General features: G+C 65.1%; 22 protein-coding genes. 17 read left to right on the top strand and 5 right to left on the bottom strand.

Going from position 1 to position 23,199, the window contains the following annotated elements; translation table 11 throughout:
• Nucleotides 1–16: 16 nt before the first annotated feature.
• On the bottom strand, nt 17–193 hold the full coding sequence (locus PI990_RS20860) for a PA1571 family protein (RefSeq protein WP_021216831.1): 177 nt from the start codon (nt 191–193) through the stop codon (nt 17–19).
• Between the two features lie 194 nt (nt 194–387).
• On the opposite strand from PI990_RS20860, the gene PI990_RS20855 reads away from it, so the two are divergent.
• The 6 genes from PI990_RS20855 (at nt 388) to PI990_RS20830 (ending at nt 6,305) form a co-directional block, all read left to right on the top strand.
• Entirely contained in the window at nt 388–1,527 is a 1,140-nt protein-coding gene (locus PI990_RS20855; protein WP_271658330.1) for an ATP-NAD kinase family protein, read from the top strand.
• Between the two features lie 291 nt (nt 1,528–1,818).
• Nucleotides 1,819–2,217, top strand: coding sequence for a GFA family protein (locus tag PI990_RS20850; RefSeq protein ID WP_021216833.1), 399 nt, complete (start codon nt 1,819–1,821; stop codon nt 2,215–2,217).
• A 2-nt stretch (nt 2,218–2,219) separates the two neighbouring features.
• The gene (locus PI990_RS20845; protein WP_043246483.1) at nt 2,220–2,798 is read left to right on the top strand and encodes a DUF1287 domain-containing protein; all 579 of its coding nucleotides are present in this window, start codon (nt 2,220–2,222) and stop codon (nt 2,796–2,798) included.
• Nucleotides 2,799–2,888: 90 nt separating this feature from the next.
• A complete protein-coding gene (locus PI990_RS20840) occupies nt 2,889–3,329 on the top strand; it encodes a thiol-disulfide oxidoreductase DCC family protein (RefSeq protein ID WP_021216835.1) in 441 nt (146 codons plus the stop codon).
• 71 nt (nt 3,330–3,400) lie between these two features.
• Nucleotides 3,401–5,173 (top strand): ABC transporter transmembrane domain-containing protein, encoded by a 1,773-nt coding sequence (locus PI990_RS20835; RefSeq protein WP_271658329.1) that lies wholly within the window; start codon nt 3,401–3,403, stop codon nt 5,171–5,173.
• Nucleotides 5,174–5,195: 22 nt separating this feature from the next.
• On the top strand, nt 5,196–6,305 hold the full coding sequence (locus tag PI990_RS20830; RefSeq protein ID WP_271658328.1) for a saccharopine dehydrogenase NADP-binding domain-containing protein: 1,110 nt from the start codon (nt 5,196–5,198) through the stop codon (nt 6,303–6,305).
• 117 nt (nt 6,306–6,422) lie between these two features.
• Here PI990_RS20830 and ppnP read toward each other — a convergent pair whose 3' ends face one another.
• Together ppnP and PI990_RS20820 are read right to left on the bottom strand one after the other, a co-directional pair.
• The gene (gene ppnP / locus PI990_RS20825) at nt 6,423–6,704 is read right to left on the bottom strand and encodes a pyrimidine/purine nucleoside phosphorylase (RefSeq protein ID WP_021216838.1); all 282 of its coding nucleotides are present in this window, start codon (nt 6,702–6,704) and stop codon (nt 6,423–6,425) included.
• An 88-nt stretch (nt 6,705–6,792) separates the two neighbouring features.
• On the bottom strand, nt 6,793–7,341 hold the full coding sequence (locus PI990_RS20820; RefSeq protein ID WP_271658327.1) for an exonuclease domain-containing protein: 549 nt from the start codon (nt 7,339–7,341) through the stop codon (nt 6,793–6,795).
• A 120-nt stretch (nt 7,342–7,461) separates the two neighbouring features.
• Here PI990_RS20820 and PI990_RS20815 point away from each other — a divergent pair, with 120 nt between their 5' ends.
• Entirely contained in the window at nt 7,462–8,334 is an 873-nt protein-coding gene (locus PI990_RS20815; RefSeq protein WP_271658326.1) for an NAD(P)-dependent oxidoreductase, read from the top strand.
• A 49-nt stretch (nt 8,335–8,383) separates the two neighbouring features.
• Here the strand turns inward: PI990_RS20815 and PI990_RS20810 are convergent, their stop codons facing one another.
• Nucleotides 8,384–8,725 (bottom strand): DMT family protein, encoded by a 342-nt coding sequence (locus PI990_RS20810; RefSeq protein ID WP_043247147.1) that lies wholly within the window; start codon nt 8,723–8,725, stop codon nt 8,384–8,386.
• 71 nt (nt 8,726–8,796) lie between these two features.
• On the opposite strand from PI990_RS20810, the gene PI990_RS20805 reads away from it, so the two are divergent.
• From PI990_RS20805 to PI990_RS20795, 3 genes are all read left to right on the top strand, one after another.
• Entirely contained in the window at nt 8,797–11,040 is a 2,244-nt protein-coding gene (locus PI990_RS20805) for an alpha-glucosidase (protein WP_271658325.1), read from the top strand.
• A gap of 133 nt (nt 11,041–11,173) precedes the next feature.
• Entirely contained in the window at nt 11,174–11,449 is a 276-nt protein-coding gene (locus PI990_RS20800; protein ID WP_043245692.1) for a YkgJ family cysteine cluster protein, read from the top strand.
• 46 nt (nt 11,450–11,495) lie between these two features.
• Nucleotides 11,496–12,110 (top strand): START domain-containing protein, encoded by a 615-nt coding sequence (locus PI990_RS20795; RefSeq protein WP_271658324.1) that lies wholly within the window; start codon nt 11,496–11,498, stop codon nt 12,108–12,110.
• A gap of 231 nt (nt 12,111–12,341) precedes the next feature.
• On the opposite strand, the gene gltA is transcribed toward PI990_RS20795, so the two are convergent.
• Complete coding sequence (gltA, locus tag PI990_RS20790) at nt 12,342–13,631, bottom strand: citrate synthase (RefSeq protein ID WP_021216845.1); 1,290 nt, start codon at nt 13,629–13,631, stop codon at nt 12,342–12,344.
• A gap of 362 nt (nt 13,632–13,993) precedes the next feature.
• On the opposite strand from gltA, the gene sdhC reads away from it, so the two are divergent.
• From sdhC to lpdA, 7 genes are all read left to right on the top strand, one after another.
• A complete protein-coding gene (gene sdhC, locus PI990_RS20785; RefSeq protein ID WP_265170590.1) occupies nt 13,994–14,368 on the top strand; it encodes a succinate dehydrogenase, cytochrome b556 subunit in 375 nt (124 codons plus the stop codon).
• Nucleotides 14,362–14,730: a succinate dehydrogenase, hydrophobic membrane anchor protein gene (sdhD, locus tag PI990_RS20780; RefSeq protein WP_021216847.1), complete on the top strand. Its 369-nt coding sequence runs from the start codon at nt 14,362–14,364 to the stop codon at nt 14,728–14,730. The genes sdhC and sdhD overlap by 7 nt, the downstream gene beginning before the upstream one ends.
• Nucleotides 14,731–14,733: 3 nt before the next feature.
• Nucleotides 14,734–16,506 carry a succinate dehydrogenase flavoprotein subunit gene (sdhA, locus tag PI990_RS20775; RefSeq protein ID WP_184490803.1) on the top strand — a complete coding sequence of 591 codons (1,773 nt, stop codon included), beginning with the start codon at nt 14,734–14,736 and terminating at the stop codon, nt 16,504–16,506.
• A gap of 26 nt (nt 16,507–16,532) precedes the next feature.
• Nucleotides 16,533–17,240 carry a succinate dehydrogenase iron-sulfur subunit gene (locus PI990_RS20770; RefSeq protein WP_031286833.1) on the top strand — a complete coding sequence of 236 codons (708 nt, stop codon included), beginning with the start codon at nt 16,533–16,535 and terminating at the stop codon, nt 17,238–17,240.
• Nucleotides 17,241–17,490: 250 nt separating this feature from the next.
• Entirely contained in the window at nt 17,491–20,322 is a 2,832-nt protein-coding gene (locus tag PI990_RS20765) for a 2-oxoglutarate dehydrogenase E1 component (RefSeq protein ID WP_184490804.1), read from the top strand.
• A gap of 44 nt (nt 20,323–20,366) precedes the next feature.
• Nucleotides 20,367–21,596, top strand: coding sequence for a 2-oxoglutarate dehydrogenase complex dihydrolipoyllysine-residue succinyltransferase (gene odhB / locus PI990_RS20760; protein WP_271658323.1), 1,230 nt, complete (start codon nt 20,367–20,369; stop codon nt 21,594–21,596).
• A gap of 89 nt (nt 21,597–21,685) precedes the next feature.
• Nucleotides 21,686–23,122 carry a dihydrolipoyl dehydrogenase gene (lpdA, locus tag PI990_RS20755; protein WP_271658322.1) on the top strand — a complete coding sequence of 479 codons (1,437 nt, stop codon included), beginning with the start codon at nt 21,686–21,688 and terminating at the stop codon, nt 23,120–23,122.
• Nucleotides 23,123–23,199: the final 77 nt, after the last annotated feature.

Genomic DNA, 23,199 nt, shown 5'->3' with positions numbered 1-23,199 from the left:
AGTGAAGCGCTGGGGGTCAGGCCTGTTTGCGGGCGCCTTCCCAGTGCTTGTCCAGCTCTTTGCAGGCGCGCTGGATCATGCCTTCGGTAATGGGGATTTCCCGACCCTGGGCATCGATGATCGAGCCGCCAACAGGTTGCTGGGGTTGAAGCGGAACGACCCGGCGGGTGGAAGTGCTGTTCTGCAAGCTCATGGCCTGTCTCCTCATCAGGTGGTGCGCGCAGTCTAGGTCCCATAGATGAACGCGCAGTGACAGTCAGGCGCCAGTATTACGCCGTAAAAGCAAAGGACCGGGGGAGATTTGCAGCGATTGTGCCAATCGCGCTTTCCGGCCGGTCCATGGGGTTGACCCGCAACGCGGGCCGAGAGTTCAGCGAAGAGGTTGGCATGTCGATATTCCGAATGGGCCTGATCATCAATCCCCTGGCCGGGCTGGGCGGCGCGGCTGCCCTCAAGGGCAGCGACGGTGTCGCCGAGGAGGCCCTGGCGCGCGGTGCCGTGCCCCGCGCCGAGGAACGCACCCGGCTGGCGCTGGAATCCCTGCTGCCCCTGGCTGGGCGCCTGGAGTTCCTCACCTTTCCCGGCGCCATGGGCGCTGATCTGCTGGCACGCATGGGCTTCCGCCATCGGCTCATCGGTGCTCTGCAGGCGGCGACCAGCAGCGCCGCCGATACTCGCCACGCCGTGGAGGCGCTGCAGGAGGCCGGCGTGTCGCTGATCCTCTTCGCCGGTGGTGATGGCACTGCCCGTGACGTCAGCGCCGTGGCCCGTGAAGGCCAGCCGGTGCTGGGTATTCCGGCGGGGGTGAAGATCCATTCCGGCGTCTACGCCATCAGCCCGCGCGCGGCGGGGGAGCTGGCGCGGCGGCTGGTGGAAGGCGGCCTGATCCGCCTGGCCAGTGGCGAGGTGCGTGACCTCGACGAGGCAGCCCTGCGCGAGGGCAAGGTGGCGGCCCGCTGGTATGGCGAGCTGACGGTACCGGTGGAAGGTCATTTCATGCAGCACGTGAAGCAGGCGGGCATGGAGTCCGAGGAGCTGGTCCTGGTGGACCTCGCCGACTGGCTGGCGGAAAGCTGGGAGGAGGGCGTGCGCTACGTCCTCGGTCCCGGCTCGACCCTGCACGGGCTGGCCGCCAACCTCGGCCTGGATACCACCCTGCTGGGCGTGGATGTGATCGAGAACGGCCAGCTGATCGCCCGCGATGTCACCGAGGCCCAGCTGTTCGAACTGGTGGACGGCCACACGGCCTTCCTCCTGGTCACCGCCATCGGTGGTCAGGGCCACATCATCGGCCGCGGCAACCAGCAGATCAGCCCGCGCGTGTTGCGCGCCATCGGCCTCGAGCGGCTGCGGGTGGTGGCCACCAAGCGCAAGCTCGGCACCCTCGAAGGCCGGCCCCTGCTGGTGGACAGCGGCGACCCGCAGCTGGACGACGCCTTCCCCGATGCGGTGCGGGTCTGGGCCGGCTACAAGGAGGAGCTGTTGTACCCGCTGGGCTGGGCCGCCGACACAGGCGCCGAGTGCTGACTGGCAAATGACTACACCGCCCTGGGAACCAACGCAAACCGCCCAAGGCGGGCGCCCCTGGCGTTGCTGCTGACCGATCCTTAAGGTTGGCCGGGCCTGCCGATCCGGTGCTTGCGCACCTGGCGCATTCTCCTCAGGGCTTATGGTTGGGGCGTCAGGGGCGCAATCCCGGATCGGCAGGCTCCTTTGCACAGCTGAATACCCTTGGCCCGATGGCTCACACCATCGGGCATTTTCCGTTGCCTTCCGCTCCGTTACTCTTGCCGCTGCACATCTGCAAGGAGAGAGAAGATGGTCCAGGGTGGTTGCCTGTGCGGCGGAGTCCGTTTCGAGATCGAGGGTGAGCTGGCGCCGATCCAGATCTGTCATTGCAGCCAGTGCCGCAAGGCGCAGGGCACGCCTTTCGTCACCAATATCCCGGTGGACGAGACGCGCTTCCGCCTGCTGGCGGGCAACGAGCTGCTGCGTGCCTTCAGCTCCTCGCCGGGCAAGCAGCGGGTGTTCTGCGAGCGTTGCGGCTCGCCCCTCTACAGCAAGAGCGAGAAAGCCCCTGGCGTGCTGCGCATCCGTGCCGGCCTGCTGGAAGGCGAGCTGGAGACGCGCCCCGCCAACCACGCCTACGTGGCGTCCAGGGCCAACTGGTGGGACATCCAGGATTCCCTGCCGCAATTCCCTGCAGGGCGGGGCTGACCATGCTCAAGCGACTGTTTTGCCTGTTCCTGCTGCTGGCCAGCCTGGGCGCCCAGGCGGCGGTGGATGCCGTGCGCCTGGTGGATTCGGCGCGCGGCCAGATCGGCGTGACCCTGAGCTACGACCCGGTGTACCGGCGCATCGCCTACCCCGGCGGCGACGTGCCCCTGGCCACCGGCGTGTGCACCGACGTGGTGATCCGCGCGCTGCGCGAACAGGGCCTGGACTTGCAGAAGGTGGTGCACGAGGACATGCGCAGCCACTTCTCCGCCTACCCGCGCAACTGGGGCCTGAAGCGCCCCGATCCGAACATCGACCACCGCCGCGTGCCCAACCTGATGACCTGGTTCAAGCGCCAGGGCATGGCGCTGCGCCCCAGTGACCAGGCCGCCAGCTACCGCCCCGGCGACATCGTCACCTGGGACCTCGGGCGCGGCCTGCAGCACATCGGCATCCTCTCCGACCGCACCGGTGCTGACGGCGTGCCGCTGGCCCTGCACAACATCGGCCGCGGTACCCAGGAAGAGGACATCCTGTTCCGCTACAAGATCATCGGCCACTACCGCTTCGCCGAGCGTTGACGGGCCACGAGCACGGGCTGTGCCTGTGCTCGACGGCTTTTCGCGCAAGGCCTAGTATCGACGGCATCCTTTCCTGACCGGGAGCGCGTGATGAACGCCGATTCCTTTCCTCCCCACATCCAGCCCGGCGAGCGCGTGGTGCTCTTCGATGGCGTCTGCAAGCTGTGCAACGGCTGGGCGCGTTTCCTGATCCGCCACGACCGCGAGCGGCTGTTCAAACTGGCTTCGGTGCAATCCCCGGAGGGGCAGGCCATTCTGCGCTGGTATGGCCTGCCCACCGACCACTTCGACACCATGGCCTACATCGAGGGTCGCGAGCTGTTCGTGCGTTCCGACGCGGTGCTGCGCATCGCCCGCCTGCTGCCCTGGCCCTGGCGCCTGGGTGGCGTGCTGCGAGTGATCCCGGCGGCGTTGCGCGACTGGCTCTACGACCGCATCGCGCTGAACCGCTATCGGCTGTTCGGTCGCCACGAGGTGTGCCTGCTGCCGAGCCCCGACCACGAGCAGCGCTTCCTCCAGGCGGGCAACTGAGGCAATAGAGCGGCTGGCGCAGCGGCGGGAAAACCCGCAGAGTGGCGCCTCCTCCCGATCGAGTCCTCGCAATGGGTCTGCTTTCCTCCCGCCAGCGCAATGCGCTGCGCATGGCCGCGCGCTTCGTCGCTCCCTATCGCTGGCGGGTGATCGGCGCGCTGCTGGCGCTGCTGTTCACTGCCGCCATCACCCTGTCCATGGGGCAGGGCATCCGCCTGCTGGTGGACCAGGGCCTGGCGACTCAGTCACCGGAAGCCCTCAACCATTCGATCATCCTGTTCTTCGCCCTGGTGGTGGCGCTGGCGGTGGGCACCTTCAGCCGCTTCTACCTGGTGTCCTGGGTGGGCGAGCGCTTCGTCGCGGATATCCGCAAGCGCGTGTTCAACCACCTGATCGAGCTGCACCCCGGCTTCTTCGAAACCACCCGTGCCTCGGAAATCCAGTCGCGCCTCACGGCCGATACCACGCTGCTGCAATCGGTTATCGGCTCGTCGCTGTCCCTGGCGCTGCGCAACGGCATCATGATGATCGGCGGCATCGGCCTGCTGTTCGTCACCAACCCCAAGCTGACCGGCATCGTGGTGGTCGCCCTGCCGCTGGTGGTGGCGCCGATCCTGCTCTTCGGCCGGCGGGTGCGGGCGCTGTCGCGGCAGAGCCAGGACCGCATCGCCGATGTCGGCAGCTACGTCGGCGAGACCCTGGGGCAGATCAAGACCGTCCAGGCCTACAACCACCAGGCCCAGGACCGGGCGCGCTTCGGGCGCACCGTGGAAGGCGCCTTCGACACCGCGCGCAAGCGCATCACCCAGCGGGCCTGGCTGATCACCGTGGTCATCGTGCTGGTGCTCGGCGCGGTGGGGGTGATGCTCTGGGTCGGCGGCATGGACGTGATCGCCGGGCGCATCTCCGGCGGTGACCTGGCCGCCTTCGTCTTCTACAGCCTGATCGTCGGTTCCGCCTTCGGTGCCATCAGCGAGGTGATCGGAGAGCTGCAAAGCGCCGCCGGTGCTGCCGAGCGCATCGCCGAGCTGCTGCAGACCCGCAGCACCATCAAGGCCCCGGAGAGCGACCTGCTGCGCCTGCCCGAGCGGGTGGAAGGCGAGCTGGAGCTGCGCGGCCTGCGCTTCGCCTACCCGACCCGGCCGCATAGCCTGGCCCTCGATGGCATCGACCTGCACGTGCGCCCCGGCGAGACCCTGGCCCTGGTCGGCCCTTCCGGTGCGGGCAAGTCGACGCTCTTCGACCTGCTGCTGCGCTTCTTCGACCCCACCGAGGGTGAGGTGCGGGTGGATGGCCTGCCCATCCAGCGCCTGGACCCGGCCGACCTGCGCCGTTGCTTCGCCCTGGTGTCGCAGAGCCCGGCGCTGTTCTTCGGCAGCGTCGAGGACAACATCCGCTACGGCCGCCCCGACGCCAGCCAGGCCGAGGTGGAGGCTGCGGCGCGGGCCGCCCATGCCCACGAATTCATCCAGCGCATGCCCGAGGGCTACCAGACGCACCTGGGCGACGGCGGTATCGGTCTTTCCGGCGGGCAGCGCCAGCGCCTGGCCATCGCCCGGGCCTTGCTCACCGACGCGCCCATCCTGCTGCTGGACGAAGCCACCAGCGCGCTGGATGCCGAGAGCGAGCACCTGATCCAGCAGGCCCTGCCCGAGGTCATGAGCGGGCGCACCACCCTGGTGATCGCCCACCGCCTGGCCACGGTGAAGAGCGCCGATCGCATCGCCGTCATCGACCAGGGCAAGCTGGTCGCCATCGGCAGCCACCAGGAGCTGGTGCTCAGCAGCCCGCTCTATGCGCGCCTGGCGGAACTGCAATTTTCCACATCGAACGAGCCGGCCTGAACGGCCTTACGGGGAGTCAGGGGTGACACAGGGATTGAAGGTTCTGGTGCTGGGCGGCTACGGCAATTTCGGCCGGCTGATCGTGCGGCGTCTGCGCAGCATCGAGGGCATCGAGGTGATCGCTGCAGGGCGCGACCTGGCCAAGGCCCAGGCCCTGGCGGCGGAAACCGGTTGCCAGGCGGCGCGCCTGGATATCGACCAGCCGGAGTTGGCCCTGGCCTTCAGCAAGCTGGGTGCCCAGGTGGTGATTTCCACGGTCGGGCCCTTCCAGGGGCAGGACTACCGGGTCGCCGAGGCGGCACTGGACGCCGGCTGCCATTACATCGACCTGGCCGATGCGCGCGCCTTCGTCTGCGGCATCGGCCGGCTGGATGACCGGGCCCGCGAGCGTGGCCTGCTGATCTGTGCCGGTGCCAGTTCGGTGCCCGGCCTCAGTGCTGCTGTGGTGGATGAACAACTGCCGCGCTTCAGCCGCCTGGATAGCATCGAGCACGGCATCAGCTCTTCGGAGAAGACGCCGGGCCTGTCGACCCTGGCGGCGGTGCTCGGCTACTGCGGCCGCCCGGTGCGGCTGTGGCGCGATGGCGCCTGGGGCTCGATCCATGGCTGGCAGGGCCTGCGCCGCCACGCCTTCCGTGCCCCCATGGGCGCGCGCTGGGTGGGTATCTGCGACATTCCCGACCTGGAACTCTTCCCCGCGCGCTACCCGGGCGTGCGCGATGTCAGCTTCCGCGCTGGCGTCGGCCTGCGCCTCACCCAGTTCGGCACCTGGGCGCTGTCCTGGCTGGTGCGCGGCGGGCTGGTGCGCAACGCCGTCGGCCTGGCGTCGTTGCTGCGCAAGGGCGCGGTGCTGGTGGAGCCTCTGGGCGATGGCCTCAGCGGCATGTTCGTGACATTGCGTGGGCTGGACCACCAGGGCCGGCCACTGGTGCTCACCTGGGAACTGGTCGCCCACGACAACGACGGCCCCAACATTCCCTGCATGGCCGCCGTGGCCCTGGTGCGCAAGCTCGCCGCCGGCACTTTGGCCGAACGCGGCGCCATGCCCTGCATCGGCCTGTTCAGCAGCGCCGAATACCTGGCGGAACTGGAAGGGATGCGCATCGAGGTAGAGATCAGGGAAGGCGAATAGCCTCCCGTAGGATGGCGTAGAGCGCAGCGAAACCCATCATCGCGGAGCTTTCAGGGCTCCCAGCATCCAGGCAATAAAAAACCGGCCACTCGGGCCGGTTCTTCAACGCGTTGCGACTCAGCGGTATTCGCAGAGGTAGGCGGTGTCCTGGGCGACTTTCAGCTGGAACTTGCTGTTCGCCGGTACGGTGAACTTGCTGCCGGCTTCGAAGGTTTCCCAGCTGTCGCTGCCCGGCAGCTTGACGGTCAGGGCGCCGGCGACGACGTGCATCACTTCCAGCTGGCTGGTGCCGAATTCGTATTCGCCCGGGGCCATCACGCCGATGGTGGCGGGGCCTTCGCTCATGCCGAAGGCGATGGATTTGACGGTGCCGTCGAAGTACTCGTTGACCTTGAACATGGCGGGATCCTTGAAAAGGGTTGGAAAAAGGGCCCGCCAGTATGCCCAAGCCGCTTTGCAGCGTCACTAGGCAATGCGGCGGGGCGTTTCAGGAACTGGCAGGCAGCACCAGCGGCAGCAGGCGGGCGGTGTTACGGGCATCTTCCAGGGCCCGGTGCTGTTGACCCTGGAAGCTGAGCCCAGCCAGTTGCAGCGCGGTGTGCAGGCCCACGGGCTGCTTGAGCTGGCGGACGCGGGCGAAATGCTGCTTTAGGTTGACGTGGGGAATGCTGGCGAGGCGGCTGACCAGTTGCTGCTGGCGCCATTCCTGCTCCAGCTGGCGGCGGTCGTACTCGCCCCAACTGACCCAGCTGACCAGGCGCGGCTGGTAGTTCTGCAGCCAGCGCTCGAACGCCGGCCAGACCTGCGCCAGGGGCGCGGCGCTGTCGACATTGGCCTGGCTGATGTGGGTCAGCTGGCGGCAGAAGGTGGTCAGGCAGGGCCGGCGCAGCGGGCGCACGAAACGCTGGAAATGGTCCACTTCGCGGCCGTCGGCAGCCACGATCGATGCGCCGATCTCGATGATCTCCATATCTTCCAGGGGCCAACCGCCTTCCTCGGTCGTGGCCTCCAGGTCTATCACCAGCCAGTGCGGCATGGGCTCTCCTTGGCGCTTGTGGGGTGTCCCGGCAACTTCCGGGCGAGTATGGAGGGCCTTTCGCGGCTCGGCAAACCGCGTGTTAGGCTTCCTGGGACATGCACATGTGGAGGGTTTGAGATGGCGAAGGTGACCTTTATCGGGCTCGGCGTAATGGGCTTTCACATGGCCGGCCACCTCGCATGCGAGGGGCACGAGGTGCGCGTCTACAACCGCTCGCCGGAGAAGGCCTCGCTCTGGTGCGACGAGTTCGGCGGCGACAGCTTCGCCACGCCACGGGAAGCGGCGCAGGGTTCCGACCTGGTGATGACCTGCGTCGGCAACGACGACGACCTGCGCGCCGTGGTCCTGGGCGAGGAGGGCGCCTTCGCCGGCATGCAGCCCGGCAGCGTGCTGGTGGACCACACCACCGCCTCCGCCGAGGTGGCCCGCGAACTGTCGGCGCTGGCCGCCGAGCGCGGGCTGGGCTTTCTCGATGCGCCGGTCTCCGGCGGCCAGGCCGGGGCCGAGAGCGGCATGTTGACGGTGATGATCGGCGGCGAGCGCGAACTCTACGAGCGGGCGGCGCCGGTGATCGACAGCTACGCGCGGATGACCCGGCTGATGGGCCCGGTGGGTAGCGGCCAGTTGACCAAGATGGTCAACCAGATCTGCGTCGGCGGGCTGCTCCAGGGGCTCTCCGAGGCACTGCATTTCGCCCGGCGTTCCGGGCTCGACGCCACGGCGGCCATGGAGGTGATCGGCAAGGGGGCGGCGCAGTCCTGGCAACTGGAGCACCGTCACCAGAGCATGCTCGACGGCAAGTTCGACTTCGGCTTCGCCGTGGACCTGATGCGCAAGGACTTCGCCATCGTCTTCGCCGAGGCCCAGCGCAACGGCGCGCAATTGCCGGTCACCGAACTGGTGGATCGCTTCTACGGCGAGATCCAGGCCGAAGGCGGTGGCCGCTGGGACACCTCCAGCCTGATCACCCGCCTCGAACCCCCGAAGTGAGCCCTGGCGCGATCGGTCGCCATGACCGGCGCGCCACGCATCCCCGGCCTCAGGCGCGGAAGATAAAGTACACCGCGCCGAGCAGGCACAGACCGGCCCAGAGGTAATCGAGCTTCAGCGGTTGCTGCATGAAGTAGACGCTGAAGGGCACGAACACCGCGAGGGTGATCACCTCCTGCATGATCTTCAGCTGGCCCACCGAGAGCGCCGTGTAGCCGATGCGGTTGGCCGGCACCTGCAGCAGGTACTCGAACAGCGCGATCCCCCAGCTGATCAATGCAGCGATGATCCAGGGCTTGGTATTCAGGGTCTTGAGGTGGCCGTACCAGGCGAACGTCATGAAGACGTTGGACAGCGTGAGCAGCAGGGCGGTCTGTAGCCAAACCGGCATGACGGTGACTCCGCGATGTATGGATGCGCGCCAGCCTAAAGGGCGGTGCAGAACAAGAAAAGGGGCGAGCGATGCGCAGGTGGGTAAAAGGGGCGGCAGCCGTGTTGCTGGTGACGGCGGCAGGCGTGGCGGGATGGCAGGGGCTGCAGGTGTGGAAACAGCGCGCCGTGCTGGCCGAACTGGTGGTGCCACCGGCCTTTGCCGTACCCCGTGATTTCGATTTCGGCGATTACCGCCTGGCCTGGAACGGCCATGGCCTGGCGCTGAGCCCCAAGGGCAACCCCACCAAGCGACTGTGGGCCACCGAGGGTGGCTTCCTCGCCGCCGGTATCGGCGCTGCCGAGGTCGAAGAGCACCGGGGCGCGCTGTTCGTCGACGAGAACCGCGAGCTGCTGTGCCGCGAGCAGAGCCTGGACAGCTTCCAGGGCACCGGCCCGCGCCTGGTGCTGCGTGGCCACCTGCGTTGCGCCGATGGCTCCGTCAGTGGCTACGCGCTGGTGCTGGAGGCTGATGGCGGGCGCGGTGTGCGCCTGGCCGTGGCGCTGGATGACCCGCGCCTCAACCGCCTCTATCTCAACTGGCAACGGGACGCCGACGAGCGCTTCTTCGGCTTCGGCGAGCAGTTCAGCGCCTTCGACCTGGCCGGGCGCCGCGTGCCCATCCTGGTGCAGGAACAGGGCGTCGGCCGTGGCCTGCAGCCCATCACCCTGGCGGCGGACCTCAGTGCCCGTGCGGGCGGCGACTGGTGGACCAGCTACGCGCCGGTGCCCTATTACCTGACGTCGAAGCTGCGTGCCTTCTTCAGCGAATCCAGCGCCTATCAGGTGTTCGACCTGCGTGATCCGGCGCGGGTGGGCCTGGAGGTGCACCAGGGCAGCCTCACCGCGCGTCTCTACAACGGCGACAGTCCCGCCGCTTTGTTGCAGGCACACACCTCGGTGGTGGGGCGCATGGCGCCGCTGCCGGACTGGACTCAGCACGGCGCCATCCTCGGATTGCAGGGCGGTACCGAGCGGGTGCGCGAGCTGCTGGGGCGCATCGATGCCGCCGGGGTGCCCGTCGCCGGGCTCTGGCTGCAGGACTGGGTAGGCCAGCGCAGCACCAGTTTCGGCAAGCAGCTGTGGTGGAACTGGACCCTCGATCCGCGCCACTACCCGCAATGGCAGGCCCTGAGCGCCGAGCTCAAGGCGCGCGGCATCCGCACGCTGGCCTATGCCAACCCCTTCCTGGCGGACATCGCCGAGAAGGACGGCGAGCAGCGCAATCTGTTCCGTGAGGCCCGCGAACGTGGCTTCCTCATGCGGGGCGCCGACGGCAAGCCGCTGGACCTGCTCAACACCAGTTTCAGCGCTGGTTTGGTGGACCTGAGCAACCCCGAGGCGCGCCGCTGGCTGAAGGCCGTGTTGCGCGAAGAGATGCTCGGCCAGGGCTTCTCCGGCTGGATGGCCGATTTCGGCGAGGCGCTGCCCTTCGAGGCCCGTCCGGCCTCGGGTGAAGACGCGGCGCTGCTGCACAACCGCTTCCCCGAAGAATGGGCGCGGCTCAACCGCGAGCTGCTGGAGGAGGCAGGCGGGGAAGGGGAACTGCTGTTCTTCACCCGCTCTGGCTACAGCCGCAGCCCGGGGCTGACCACCAGCATGTGGCTGGGCGACCAGCTAGTGACCTGGGATGCCCAGGACGGCCTGCACAGCGCATTGCTGGGGCTGCTCTCCGGTGGGCTCTCGGGCTTCACCCTCAATCACGCCGACACCGGCGGCTACACCACCATCAGCAACCCGCTGAAGGACTACCACCGCAGCGAGGAGCTGTTGCAGCGCTGGGCGGAGTTTTCCGCCTTCACCAGCCTGCTGCGCACCCACGAGGGCAATCGTCCGGCGGACAACCACCAGGTCTACGACTCGCCGGCCAGCCTGGCGCACTTCGCCCGTTGCGCCCAGCTGTTCGCCGCGCTGGCACCTTATCGCCGCACGCTGATGGACGAGGCGGCGCGTACCGGGCTGCCACTGGTGCGCCCGCTCTGGCTGCAATACCCCGATGACCCCGCGAGCCTGGAGGCCGTGCCGCGCAGCTTCCTGCTGGGTGACCAGCTGCTGGTGGCACCGGTGCTGGAGCCGGGTGTCGACAGCCTGGAGGTGGCGCTGCCGGCGGGGGAGTGGGTGCACCTCTGGTCGCAGGAGCACTACCAGGCAGCCCCCGGCACCCGCGTGCGCGTGGCGGCGCCCATCGGCCAGCCGGCGGTGTTCTACCCGCAGGGCTCGGCGGCGGGCGAGGCCCTGCACAAGGCGCTGGCGCAGCGAGGCATCAGCGGCTCCTGAAGGCCAAAGGGGGCGGTGACCTGGGGCGCATGGCGCGGCTGATCGGCTGACTGGGGGATATCCCATTTCCCCGGGGCCGCGAGTAGAATCCGCGCCCTACGTCGGCCACAGCGTTGCAGAGGGGCCCCTGATCATGATTTGTCGTGCAGGTTGTGGCGCCTGTTGCATCGCGCCATCCATCAGTTCACCCATCCCCGGCATGCCCAAGGGCAAGGCGGCGGGGGAGCGTTGCATCCATCTCTCCGTCGAGCATCTCTGCTCGATATTCGGCCAACCGGAGCGGCCGAAGGTCTGTGCCGACTTCGATGCCGATCTTTTTGTCTGTGGCGACAGCCGGGAAGAGGCGATACGTTTGCTGGGCTGGTTGGAACAAGAGACGGCCGTGGCGGTCAGTCAATCTATCCAGTAGCTGTCCTGATGGACGACGGCTGGTCATCATAAGAAGGAGAACAAAGATGGTTTCGCTGCAACGAATGGCTGTGATCTGCGGCTTTAGCGCCACTGCGCTGCTGGCCTCGACTGCCCATGCCGAGGGCTGGAAGCTGGCCAAGGACGAGGACGGCATCAAGGTATACCTGAGCGAGGTTGCCGGCTCCAAGTACAAGGCCTATCGCGGGGTGGCCACCCTGAAAACCGACGTCGCCACCCTGCGCAAGCTGCAGGAGGACGTTTCCGGCTCCTGCGCCTGGATTCACGAGTGCGAGCAGCAGAAGCTGCTGAAGTCGGAAGGCGCCGACAGCTGGACCTACACCCGCTTCAATACCCCCTGGCCCGTTACCCCGCGTGACTCGGTCATCCATGCCACCACCACCGAAGGCGCCGACGGCAGCCTGACTCGCACCCTCAAGGGCGAGCCCAAGTACGTGCCGGAAGAGAAAGGCTTCGTGCGTGTGGCCGCCGTGGATGGTGTATGGAAGTTCGTGCCCAAGGGTCCGGGCGAAGTCGAGGTGACCTACCAGGTGCACACCGAGCCGGGCGGCAGCGTGCCCTCCTGGCTGGCCAACAGCTTCGTGGTCGACGCGCCGTTCAATACGCTCAGCCACCTGCGCGAGCGCGCTGAGAAGAAGTGATCGGCCGCTGACACGACAAGGCCCCGCGATGCGGGGCCTTTTCATTGGTGCAACCTGCCCGGATTGGCGGGCGGAGCGCGTGGTTTTCGTAGGTTGGCGCCGAGCACCGCGAGGCCAACGCATCCTGCGTTGTAGCCTTCAAGATCCCCGTGTCCGCCGTCAGTGCTGCCGACGTACCCTTCGCCCATGAAAAAGCCCCGCAGATGCGGGGCTTCTCCTGGAGCGGACGTCTTACTTGCGCTTGTCGAGCGAGACGTAGTCGCGCTGCTCGTAGCCGGTGTACAGCTGGCGCGGACGGCCGATCTTGTACGGGCTGGAGAGCATTTCCTTCCAGTGGGAGATCCAGCCGACGGTACGCGCCAGGGCGAAGATCACGGTGAACATGCTGGTCGGAATGCCGATCGCCTTGAGGATGATCCCCGAGTAGAAGTCGACGTTCGGGTACAGGTTGCGTTCCTTGAAGTACGGATCGGTCAGGGCGATCTCTTCGAGACGCATGGCCAGCTCCAACTGCGGATCGTTCTTGATCCCCAGTTCCTTCAGGACTTCGTCGCAGGTCTGCTTCATCACGGTGGCGCGCGGGTCGCGGTTCTTGTACACGCGATGGCCGAAGCCCATGAGCTTGAACGGGTCGTTCTTGTCCTTGGCCTTGGCGATGAACTTGTCGATGTTCGAGACATCGCCGATTTCATCGAGCATGGTCAGTACCGCTTCGTTGGCGCCGCCGTGTGCCGGGCCCCACAGGGCGGCGATGCCGGCTGCGATGCAGGCGAACGGGTTGGCACCGGACGAACCGGCCAGGCGAACGGTGGAGGTGGAGGCGTTCTGCTCGTGGTCCGCATGCAGGATGAAGATGCGATCCATGGCCTTGGCCAGTACCGGGCTGATCGGTTTGATCTCGCACGGCGTGTTGAACATCATGTGCAGGAAGTTTTCCGCGTAGTTCAGGTCGTTACGCGGATACATCATCGGCTGGCCCATGGAGTACTTGTAGACCATGGCGGCGATGGTGGGCATCTTGGCGACCAGGCGGATCGCGGAGATTTCGCGATGGTGCGGGTCGTTGATGTCCAGGGAGTCGTGATAGAAGGCGGAGAGGGCGCCGACTACGCCGCACATGATCGCCATCGGATGGGCGTCGCGGCGGAAGCCGTTGAAGAAACTCTTCAACTGCTCGTGAACCATGGTGTGGTTCTTGACGGTGCCAACGAACTTGGCCTTTTCCTCTGCGCTGGGCAGTTCGCCGTTCAGCAGCAGGTAGCAGGTTTCCAGGTAGTCGGACTCTTCTGCCAGTTGCTCGATGGGGTAGCCGCGGTGAAGCAGTACACCCTTGTCGCCGTCGATGTAGGTGATCTTCGACTCGCAAGAGGCGGTAGACATAAAGCCAGGATCAAAGGTGAAGCGACCCGTGGAGGTCAGGCCCCGCACATCGATTACATCGGGACCTACGGTACCGGACAGAACGGGCAGCTCGACGGGGGCAATGCCCTCGATGATCAACTGCGCTTTTTTGTCAGCCATAGCGGCCTCCTATTTATGCTTGAAATCATCAGACAGCCCCCCACGCAGGGCCCGCACCACTATAGTGAGATAAATGCGAATGTCAATTTGAAGAAACCCATATGGCAGAGGGGTTTGCGGGGTGTTTTTCGCGGAAAAAGGGCGCTATTTACGCCTTTTATATAAGGAGCGCAATCCGCTCTTAGGGGGAGGCCTTTCCGTTGTCATTAGTCAGCTAACTGTCTATACTCAGCGCCCGACTGCCAGGGGCCTTGAAGCCCGTATTCTGGTGGTCGGCACTCCTTTGGTGAGGGGTACCTGACCAGTGCACTTCCCGACAACTTGCCCTGATTGTTAGGGGCCTCAGTGTGAAAAAAACAGCCGTGAATAGCCAACGACCTGTAAACCTAGATCTCAGGACCATCAAACTCCCAATCACTGCTTACACGTCCATTCTCCACCGTATCTCCGGTGTCATCCTTTTCGTCGGTATTGCTGTGCTGCTTTATGCGCTCGGCAAGTCGCTGGCATCCGAGGAAGGCTTCGGTGAGGTGAAGGCGTGCCTGACCAGTCCGCTGGCCAAGTTTGTGATTTGGGGCCTGCTGTCCGCATTGCTTTATCACCTGGTTGCCGGTGTGCGCCACCTGGTAATGGATGTGGGCGTCGGCGAGACGCTCGAGGGCGGCAAGCTGGGCTCGAAAATCGTCATCGCGGTTTCCGCGGTGCTGATCGTGCTGGCGGGGGTGTGGGTATGGTAACCAATGTCACGAACTTCTCGCGTTCGGGCCTCTATGACTGGATGGCTCAGCGCGTTTCTGCAGTCGTTCTCGCGGCTTATTTCCTTTTCCTGCTGGGCTACCTCGTAGCGAATCCCGGCCTGACCTATGCTGACTGGCATGGTCTTTTCTCCCAGAACTGGATGCGCATCTTCAGCCTCCTCGGGCTGGTTGCACTCGGTGTACATGCCTGGGTTGGCATGTGGACCATCTCCACTGACTACCTGACGCCGATGGCGCTGGGCAAGTGGGCAACCGTTGTGCGTTTCCTGTTCCAGGCGGTCTGCGGCATCACCATGTTCGCGTACTTCGTCTGGGGCGTGCAGATTCTGTGGGGTATCTGATCCATGTCTAGCATTCGTACTCTTTCCTACGACGCCATCATCGTTGGTGGCGGCGGCGCCGGCATGCGTGCTGCGCTGCAACTGGCTCAAGGCGGCCACAAGACTGCCGTGGTCACCAAGGTCTTCCCGACCCGCTCGCACACCGTTTCCGCTCAGGGCGGCATCACCTGCGCCATCGCTTCGGCCGACCCGAACGACGATTGGCGCTGGCACATGTACGACACCGTCAAGGGCTCCGACTACATTGGTGACCAGGACGCTATCGAATACATGTGCTCCGTCGGCCCGGAAGCCGTGTTCGAACTGGAACACATGGGCCTGCCGTTCTCCCGTACCGAGCAAGGCCGCATCTATCAGCGTCCGTTCGGTGGCCAGTCCAAGGACTTCGGCAAGGGTGGCCAGGCTGCGCGTACCTGCGCTGCTGCCGACCGTACCGGTCATGCCCTGCTGCACACCCTGTACCAGGCCAACCTGAAGAGCGGCACCTCGTTCCTCAACGAGTGGTACGCCGTCGACCTGGTGAAGAACCAGGATGGCGCCATCGTCGGCATCATCGCCATCTGCATCGAGACCGGCGAGACCGTCTACATCCGCTCCAAGGCCGTGGTCCTGGCCACCGGTGGCGCTGGCCGCATCTATGCGTCCACCACCAACGCCCTGATCAACACCGGTGACGGTATCGGCATGGCGCTGCGTGCCGGCGTGCCGGTGCAAGACATCGAGATGTGGCAGTTCCACCCGACCGGTATCGCCGGCGCCGGCGTCCTCGTGACCGAAGGCTGCCGTGGCGAGGGTGGCTACCTGATCAACGCCCATGGCGAGCGCTTCATGGAGCGTTACGCTCCGAACGCCAAGGACCTGGCCGGCCGCGACGTGGTCGCTCGCTCCATGGTCAAAGAAGTACTGGCCGGCAACGGCTGTGGCCCGGACAAGGACCACGTACTGCTGAAGCTCGACCACCTGGGCGAGGAAGTGCTGCACAGCCGCCTGCCGGGTATCTGCGAACTGTCGAAGACCTTCGCCCACGTCGACCCTGTCGTCGCCCCGGTACCGGTGATCCCGACCTGCCACTACATGATGGGCGGCGTTGCCACCAACATTCATGGCCAGGCCATCACCCAGGACGCCAGCGGCAAGGACGTCATCATCGACGGCCTGTTCGCGGTCGGCGAAGTCGCCTGCGTGTCGGTACACGGTGCCAACCGCCTGGGCGGCAACTCGCTGCTCGACCTGGTGGTATTCGGTCGCGCTGCCGGTCTGCACCTGGAAAAAGCCCTCAAGGAAGGTATCGAGCACCGCGGTGCTTCGGAAACCGACCTGGAGCTGTCGCTCAAGCGCCTGTCCGGCGTCAACGAGCGCAGCAGCGGTGAAGACGTGGCTCCGCTGCGTAAAGAGCTGCAGAACTGCATGCAGAACTACTTCGGTGTGTTCCGCACCGGCGAGTACATGCAGAAGGGCATCGCCCAGTTGGCCGACCTGCGCGAGCGCATCGCCAACGTCAAGATCGCCGACAAGAGCCAGGCCTTCAACACCGCGCGTATCGAAGCGCTGGAGCTGCAGAACCTGCTCGAAGTGGCCGAGGCAACGGCGATCGCAGCGGAGGTCCGCAAGGAATCCCGTGGCGCGCATGCCCGCGAAGACTTCGAAGAGCGTGATGACGAGAACTGGCTGTGCCACACCCTGTACTACCCGGGTGAGAAGCGCGTCACCAAGCGCGACGTCAACTTCGCGCCGAAGACCGTTCCTGCGTTTGAACCCAAAGTACGTACTTATTAAGGGTGGCTGATATGTCGCAAGCCAACATTCTGAAAGTCAGCGTTTATCGCTACAACCCGGACCAGGACGCTGCGCCCTTCATGCAGGACTTCCAGGTCGACACCGGCGGCAAGGACATCATGGTCCTGGACGTGCTGGCCCTGATCAAGGAACAGGACGAGGGTTTCTCCTACCGTCGTTCCTGCCGTGAAGGCGTCTGCGGTTCCGACGGTATGAACATCAACGGCAAGAACGGCCTGGCCTGCATCACGCCGATCTCCGCTGCCGGCCTCAAGGGCGGCAAGCTGGTGATCCGCCCGCTGCCCGGCCTGCCGGTCATCCGTGACCTCGTCGTTGATATGAGCATCTTCTACAAGCAGTACGAGAAGGTGAAACCCTTCCTGCAGAACGACACGCCCGCCCCGGCGATCGAGCGTCTGCAGTCGCCGGAAGAGCGCGAGAAGCTGGACGGTCTGTACGAGTGCATCCTGTGCGCCTGCTGCTCGACCTCCTGCCCGTCCTTCTGGTGGAACCCGGACAAGTTCCTCGGTCCCGCTGCGCTTCTGCAGGCCTATCGTTTCCTGGCCGACAGCCGCGACAACAAGACCGAAGAACGTCTGGCCGCGCTGGACGATCCGTTCAGCGTGTTCCGCTGCCGCGGCATCATGAACTGCGTGAGCGTTTGCCCCAAGGGTCTGAACCCGACCAAGGCGATCGGCCACGTACGTCACATGCTGCTGCAAAGCGGTACTTGATGCGCTTCATGCTTTACCCGTAATACCTGCGGCGCCGGTTTGCTACCGGCGCAGCAGTAAACCAGGACAGCAGCTCACAAAGCGGCGGTCCTTACTTGAAAATATATAGATGACCAGCAGGGGCAACCGGGCTGGTGCCCGGACTATCTGCGGGATCCTTGGTGGCTTTACCGAGTCGCTGTGCCAGGACTATTGAAGCCACGATGCTGATTCCACGCCGGTGGTGTCCCCTTACCGAGGGTGACCAAGCATGCAAGAAAGCGTAATGCAGCGCATGTGGAACAGCGCCCACCTATCCGGTGGCAACGCTGCATATGTGGAAGAGCTCTATGAGCTTTACCTGCACGATCCCAACGCTGTGCCCGAAGAGTGGCGCACCTACTTCCAGAAGTTGCCGGCCGACGGTAACACCGCCACCGACGTATCGCATTCTACTGTTCGCGACCACTTCGTCCTGCTCGCCAAGAACCAGCGCCGCGCGCAGCCCGTATCGGCTGGCAGCGTAAGCAGCGAGCACGAGAAGAAGCAGGTCGAAGTCCTGCGTCTGATCCAGGCCTACCGCATGCGCGGCCATCAGGCGGCGACGCTCGACCCCCTCGGCCTCTGGCAGCGCAAGGTGCCGGCCGATCTGTCGATCAACCATTACGGCCTGACCGATGCTGACCTCGACACCACCTTCCGTACCGGTGAGCTTTACATCGGCAAGGAAGAGGCGACCCTGCGCGAGATCCATCAGTCGCTGCAGCAGACCTACTGCCGCACCATCGGTGCCGAGTTCACCCACATCGTCGATTCCGACCAGCGCAAGTGGTTCCAGCAGCGCCTGGAAAGCGTGCGTGGCCGCCCGGCGTTCTCCGCCGAAGTGCAGAGCCACCTGCTCGAGCGCCTGACTGCGGCCGAAGGCCTGGAAAAGTACCTGGGCACCAAGTACCCGGGCACCAAGCGTTTCGGCCTGGAAGGCGGCGAAAGCCTGATTCCGATGCTGGACGAGATCATCCAGCGTTCCGGCTCCTACGGCACCAAGGAAATCGTCATCGGCATGGCCCACCGCGGCCGCCTCAACGTACTGGTCAACACCTTCGGCAAGAACCCGCGCGACCTGTTCGACGAGTTCGAAGGCAAGAAGGTCGAAGGCCTGTCCTCCGGTGACGTGAAGTACCACCAGGGCTTCTCCTCCAACGTCATGACCGCGGGTGGTGAAGTCCACCTGGCGCTCGCGTTCAACCCGTCCCACCTGGAGATCGTCTCCCCGGTGGTCGAGGGGTCCGTTCGTGCCCGTCAGGATCGCCGCCAGGACAAGGCCGGCGACAAGGTACTGCCGATCTCCATCCACGGCGACGCCGCCTTCGCGGGCCAGGGCGTGGTCATGGAAACCTTCCAGATGTCGCAGACCCGCGGCTACCGCACCGGCGGTACCGTGCACATCGTCATCAACAACCAGGTCGGTTTCACCACCAGCCGTCAGGACGACTCGCGCTCCACCGAGTACGCCACCGACGTCGCGAAGATGATCCAGGCGCCGATCTTCCACGTGAACGGCGACGACCCGGAAGCCGTGCTCTTCGTCACCCAGCTGGCCGTCGACTACCGCATGCAGTTCAAGCGTGACGTGGTCATCGACCTGGTCTGCTACCGCCGTCGCGGCCACAACGAGGCCGACGAGCCGAGCGGCACCCAGCCGCTGATGTACCAGCAGATCGCCAAGCAGCGCACCACTCGCGAGCTCTATGCCGATGCCCTGATCCAATCCAGCGTGCTGGACGACGATCGCGTGCAGGCCAAGATCGACGAGTACCGCACCGCCCTGGACAACGGTCAGCACGTGGTCAAGAGCCTGGTCAAAGAGCCCAACAAGGAGCTCTTCGTCGACTGGCGTCCCTACCTGGGCCACACCTGGACCGCTCGCCACGACACCCGTTTCGAGCTCAAGACCCTGCAGGAACTCTCCGCCAAGCTGCTGGAGATCCCGGAAGGCTTCGTCGTCCAGCGCCAGGTCTCGAAGATTCTCGAAGACCGCCAGAAGATGGGCGCCGGCGGCCTGCCGATCAACTGGGGCTACGCCGAAACCATGGCCTACGCCACCCTGCTGTTCGAAGGCCACCCGGTTCGCATCACCGGCCAGGACGTGGGTCGCGGCACCTTCTCGCACCGCCATGCGGCGCTGCACAACCAGAAGGACGCCGGAACCTACCTGCCCCTGCAGAACCTGTTCGACAACCAGCCGAGCTTCGAGCTGTACGACTCCTACCTCTCCGAGGAAGCCGTACTGGCATTCGAATACGGCTACTCCACCACCACGCCCAACGCGCTGGTGATCTGGGAAGCCCAGTTCGGTGACTTCGCCAACGGCGCCCAGGTGGTGATCGACCAGTTCATCACCAGTGGCGAGCACAAGTGGGGTCGCCTCTGCGGCCTGACCATGCTGCTGCCGCACGGCTACGAAGGGCAGGGCCCGGAGCACTCCTCCGCGCGCCTGGAGCGTTACCTTCAGCTGTGCGCCGAGCACAACATCCAGGTGTGCATGCCGACCACCCCGGCGCAGATCTACCATCTGCTGCGTCGCCAGGTGATCCGCCCGCTGCGCAAGCCGTTGGTCGTACTGACGCCCAAGTCCCTGCTGCGCCACAAGCTCGCCATCTCGACCCTGGAAGATCTGGCCGAAGGCTCGTTCCAGACCGTGATCAACGAGATCGACTCGATCGATCCGAAGAAAGTCGAGCGTCTGGTGCTGTGCAGCGGCAAGGTCTACTACGACCTGCTGGAAAAACGTCGTGCCGAAGGCCGTGAAGACATCGCCATCGTGCGTATCGAGCAGCTGTACCCGTTCCCGGAAGACGACCTGGCCGAAGTTCTTGCCCAGTACAAGAACCTCAAGCACATCGTCTGGTGCCAGGAAGAGCCGATGAACCAGGGCGCCTGGTACTGCAGCCAGCACCACATGCGTCGTGTCGCGGCAGCCCACAACAAAGGCCTGTTCCTCGAGTACGCCGGGCGTGACGCCTCGGCCTCTCCGGCCTGCGGCTATGCCTCGATGCACGCCGAGCAGCAGGAAAAACTGCTGCAAGATGCCTTTACTGTTTAACGCCTTCGTGCAGAAGAAACCGAATTAGATAGGAACCCATACAAATGGCTATCGAGATCAAAGCCCCTACATTCCCGGAATCGGTTGCCGACGGCACCGTGGCCACCTGGCACAAGAAGCCGGGCGAGGCCGTGAAGCGTGACGAGCTGATCGTCGACATCGAGACCGACAAGGTAGTGCTTGAAGTACTGGCCGAAGCCGACGGCGTGCTGGCTGAAATCGTCAAGAACGAGGGCGACACCGTCCTCAGCGGCGAACTGCTGGGCAAACTGACCGAAGGTGGCGCCGCCAGCGCTGCTCCTGCCGCCGCTGCAGCCCCGGCTGCCGCTGCCCAGGCCGCCGCTCCGGCTGCTGCTGGTGGTGACGACGCCATCCTCTCCCCGGCCGCTCGCAAGCTGGCCGAAGAGAACGGCATCGACCCGAACAGCATCGCCGGCACCGGCAAAGGCGGTCGCGTGACCAAGGAAGACGTGGTAGCTGCCGTCGAAGCGAAGAAATCCGCTCCGGCCGCCGCCCCGGCTGCCAAGGCTGCCGCTCCGGCCGCCGAGGCCCCGGTCTTCGCTGCGGGTGACCGCGTCGAGAAGCGCGTCCCGATGACCCGCCTGCGTGCCAAGGTCGCCGAGCGCCTGGTCGAAGCACAGTCCACCATGGCCATGCTGACCACCTTCAACGAAGTCGACATGACCGAAGTCATGGCCCTGCGTTCGAAGTACAAGGACCTGTTCGAGAAGACCCACAACGGCGTGCGCCTGGGCTTCATGTCCTTCTTCGTCAAGGCGTCCGTCGAGGCGCTGAAGCGCTTCCCGGCCGTCAACGCCTCGATCGACGGTAACGACATCGTCTACCACGGCTATCAGGACATCGGCGTAGCCGTTTCCAGCGACCGTGGCCTGGTGGTTCCGGTCCTGCGCAACGCCGAGCTGATGAGCCTGGCCGAAGTCGAGAACGGCATCGCCACCTTCGGCAAGAAGGCCCGTGACGGCAAGCTGTCCATCGACGAGATGACCGGTGGCACCTTCACCATCACCAACGGCGGCACCTTCGGTTCGATGATGTCGACCCCGATCGTCAACCCGCCGCAGGCCGCCATCCTCGGCATGCACAACATCATCCAGCGTCCCATGGCCATCAACGGCCAAGTGGTCATCCGCCCGATGATGTACCTGGCAGTGTCCTACGATCACCGCCTGATCGATGGCAAGGAGGCCGTCAGCTTCCTGGTGACCATCAAGAACCTGCTGGAAGATCCGGCTCGTCTGCTGCTGGACATCTAAATCAGTTGCAAGCCACACGCCGCAAGCTGCAGAGCATCGCAGCCCGGCCTGTGGCTTGCCGCTTGAAGCTCGAGGCTTAGGAGAACGTTATGACCCAGAAATTCGACGTGGTAGTGATTGGTGCGGGCCCCGGCGGTTACGTTGCGGCCATCAAGGCGGCCCAGCTCGGCCTGAAAACCGCCTGCATCGAGAAATACCAGGACAAGGACGGCAAGATCGCCCTGGGCGGTACCTGCCTGAACGTCGGCTGCATTCCGTCGAAGGCGCTGCTGGACAGCTCCTACAAGTACCACGAGGCCGTCGATGGCTTCAAAATCCACGGCATCGAAGCCAAGGGCGTCAGCATTGACGTACCGGCCATGGTCGCCCGCAAGAACGGCATCGTTAAGAACCTGACCGGCGGTGTAAGCACCCTGTTCAAGGCCAACGGCGTCACCCTGCTGGAAGGCCACGGCAAGCTGCTGGCCAACAAGCAGGTCGAAGTCACCGGTTCCGACGGCAAGACCCAGATCGTCCAGGCCGAGAACGTGATCCTCGCGTCCGGCTCGCGTCCGGTCGACATCCCGCCGGCCCCGGTCGACCAGGACGTCATCGTCGACTCTACCGGTGCCCTGGACTTCCAGGCCGTACCGAAGAAGCTGGGCGTGATCGGCGCTGGCGTGATCGGTCTCGAGCTGGGTTCCGTCTGGGCCCGCTTGGGCGCCGAAGTCACCGTGCTCGAAGCCCTGGACAAGTTCCTGCCGGCCGCTGACGAGCAGATCGCCAAGGAAGCCCTGAAGGTCCTCACCAAGCAAGGCCTGAAGATCCGCCTGGGCGCTCGCGTCACCGGTTCCGAAGTGAAGAAGAAGCAGGTCACCGTCAGCTTCACCGACGCCGAAGGCGAGCAGAAGCAGGTGTTCGACAAGCTGATCGTTGCCGTTGGCCGTCGTCCGGTTACCACCGAGCTGCTGGCTGCCGACAGCGGTGTCACCCTCGACGAGCGTGGCTACATCTATGTCGACGACCACTGCAAGACCAGCGTTCCGGGCGTCTTCGCCATCGGTGACGTGGTCCGTGGCGCCATGCTGGCTCACAAGGCGTCGGAAGAGGGCATCATGGTCGCCGAGCGTATCGCCGGCCACAAAGCCCAGATGAACTACGACCTGATCCCGTCGGTGATCTACACCCACCCGGAAATCGCGTGGGTCGGCAAGACCGAGCAGTCCCTGAAGGCCGAAGGCGTCGAAATCAACATCGGTACCTTCCCCTTCGCGGCCAGCGGCCGTGCCATGGCTGCCAACGACACCACCGGCCTGGTCAAGGTCATCGCCGATGCCAAGACCGACCGCGTCCTGGGCGTCCACGTGATCGGCCCAAGCGCTGCGGAACTGGTCCAGCAGGGCGCCATCGGCATGGAATTCGGCACCAGCGCCGAAGACCTGGGCATGATGGTCTTCTCGCACCCGACCCTGTCCGAAGCGCTGCACGAAGCGGCCCTGGCCGTAAACGGCCACGCGATCCACATCGCCAACCGCAAGAAGCGTTGAGAAATCAGCCGGTGATGCCGCGCCTGTGCGTGGCATCTCCAGCGGATTCCTGAAAGAAGAACCACGGCGGGCTACCC

Source organism: Pseudomonas sp. TUM22785 (assembly GCF_028198105.1).
Taxonomy (GTDB): Bacteria; Pseudomonadota; Gammaproteobacteria; order Pseudomonadales; family Pseudomonadaceae; genus Metapseudomonas; species Metapseudomonas solani.
This window is presented reverse-complemented; position numbering and strand designations above follow the sequence as displayed.

Coding starts and splice junctions, on each gene's coding strand:
- PI990_RS20860 (WP_021216831.1), bottom strand. CDS start 193: ATGAGCTTGCAGAACAGCACTTCCACCCGCCGGGTCGTTCCGCTTCAA.
- PI990_RS20855 (WP_271658330.1), top strand. CDS start 388: ATGTCGATATTCCGAATGGGCCTGATCATCAATCCCCTGGCCGGGCTG.
- PI990_RS20850 (WP_021216833.1), top strand. CDS start 1,819: ATGGTCCAGGGTGGTTGCCTGTGCGGCGGAGTCCGTTTCGAGATCGAG.
- PI990_RS20845 (WP_043246483.1), top strand. CDS start 2,220: ATGCTCAAGCGACTGTTTTGCCTGTTCCTGCTGCTGGCCAGCCTGGGC.
- PI990_RS20840 (WP_021216835.1), top strand. CDS start 2,889: ATGAACGCCGATTCCTTTCCTCCCCACATCCAGCCCGGCGAGCGCGTG.
- PI990_RS20835 (WP_271658329.1), top strand. CDS start 3,401: ATGGGTCTGCTTTCCTCCCGCCAGCGCAATGCGCTGCGCATGGCCGCG.
- ppnP (WP_021216838.1), bottom strand. CDS start 6,704: ATGTTCAAGGTCAACGAGTACTTCGACGGCACCGTCAAATCCATCGCC.
- PI990_RS20820 (WP_271658327.1), bottom strand. CDS start 7,341: ATGCCGCACTGGCTGGTGATAGACCTGGAGGCCACGACCGAGGAAGGC.
- PI990_RS20815 (WP_271658326.1), top strand. CDS start 7,462: ATGGCGAAGGTGACCTTTATCGGGCTCGGCGTAATGGGCTTTCACATG.
- PI990_RS20810 (WP_043247147.1), bottom strand. CDS start 8,725: ATGCCGGTTTGGCTACAGACCGCCCTGCTGCTCACGCTGTCCAACGTC.
- PI990_RS20805 (WP_271658325.1), top strand. CDS start 8,797: ATGCGCAGGTGGGTAAAAGGGGCGGCAGCCGTGTTGCTGGTGACGGCG.
- PI990_RS20800 (WP_043245692.1), top strand. CDS start 11,174: ATGATTTGTCGTGCAGGTTGTGGCGCCTGTTGCATCGCGCCATCCATC.
- PI990_RS20795 (WP_271658324.1), top strand. CDS start 11,496: ATGGTTTCGCTGCAACGAATGGCTGTGATCTGCGGCTTTAGCGCCACT.
- gltA (WP_021216845.1), bottom strand. CDS start 13,631: ATGGCTGACAAAAAAGCGCAGTTGATCATCGAGGGCATTGCCCCCGTC.
- sdhD (WP_021216847.1), top strand. CDS start 14,362: ATGGTAACCAATGTCACGAACTTCTCGCGTTCGGGCCTCTATGACTGG.
- sdhA (WP_184490803.1), top strand. CDS start 14,734: ATGTCTAGCATTCGTACTCTTTCCTACGACGCCATCATCGTTGGTGGC.
- PI990_RS20765 (WP_184490804.1), top strand. CDS start 17,491: ATGCAAGAAAGCGTAATGCAGCGCATGTGGAACAGCGCCCACCTATCC.
- odhB (WP_271658323.1), top strand. CDS start 20,367: ATGGCTATCGAGATCAAAGCCCCTACATTCCCGGAATCGGTTGCCGAC.
- lpdA (WP_271658322.1), top strand. CDS start 21,686: ATGACCCAGAAATTCGACGTGGTAGTGATTGGTGCGGGCCCCGGCGGT.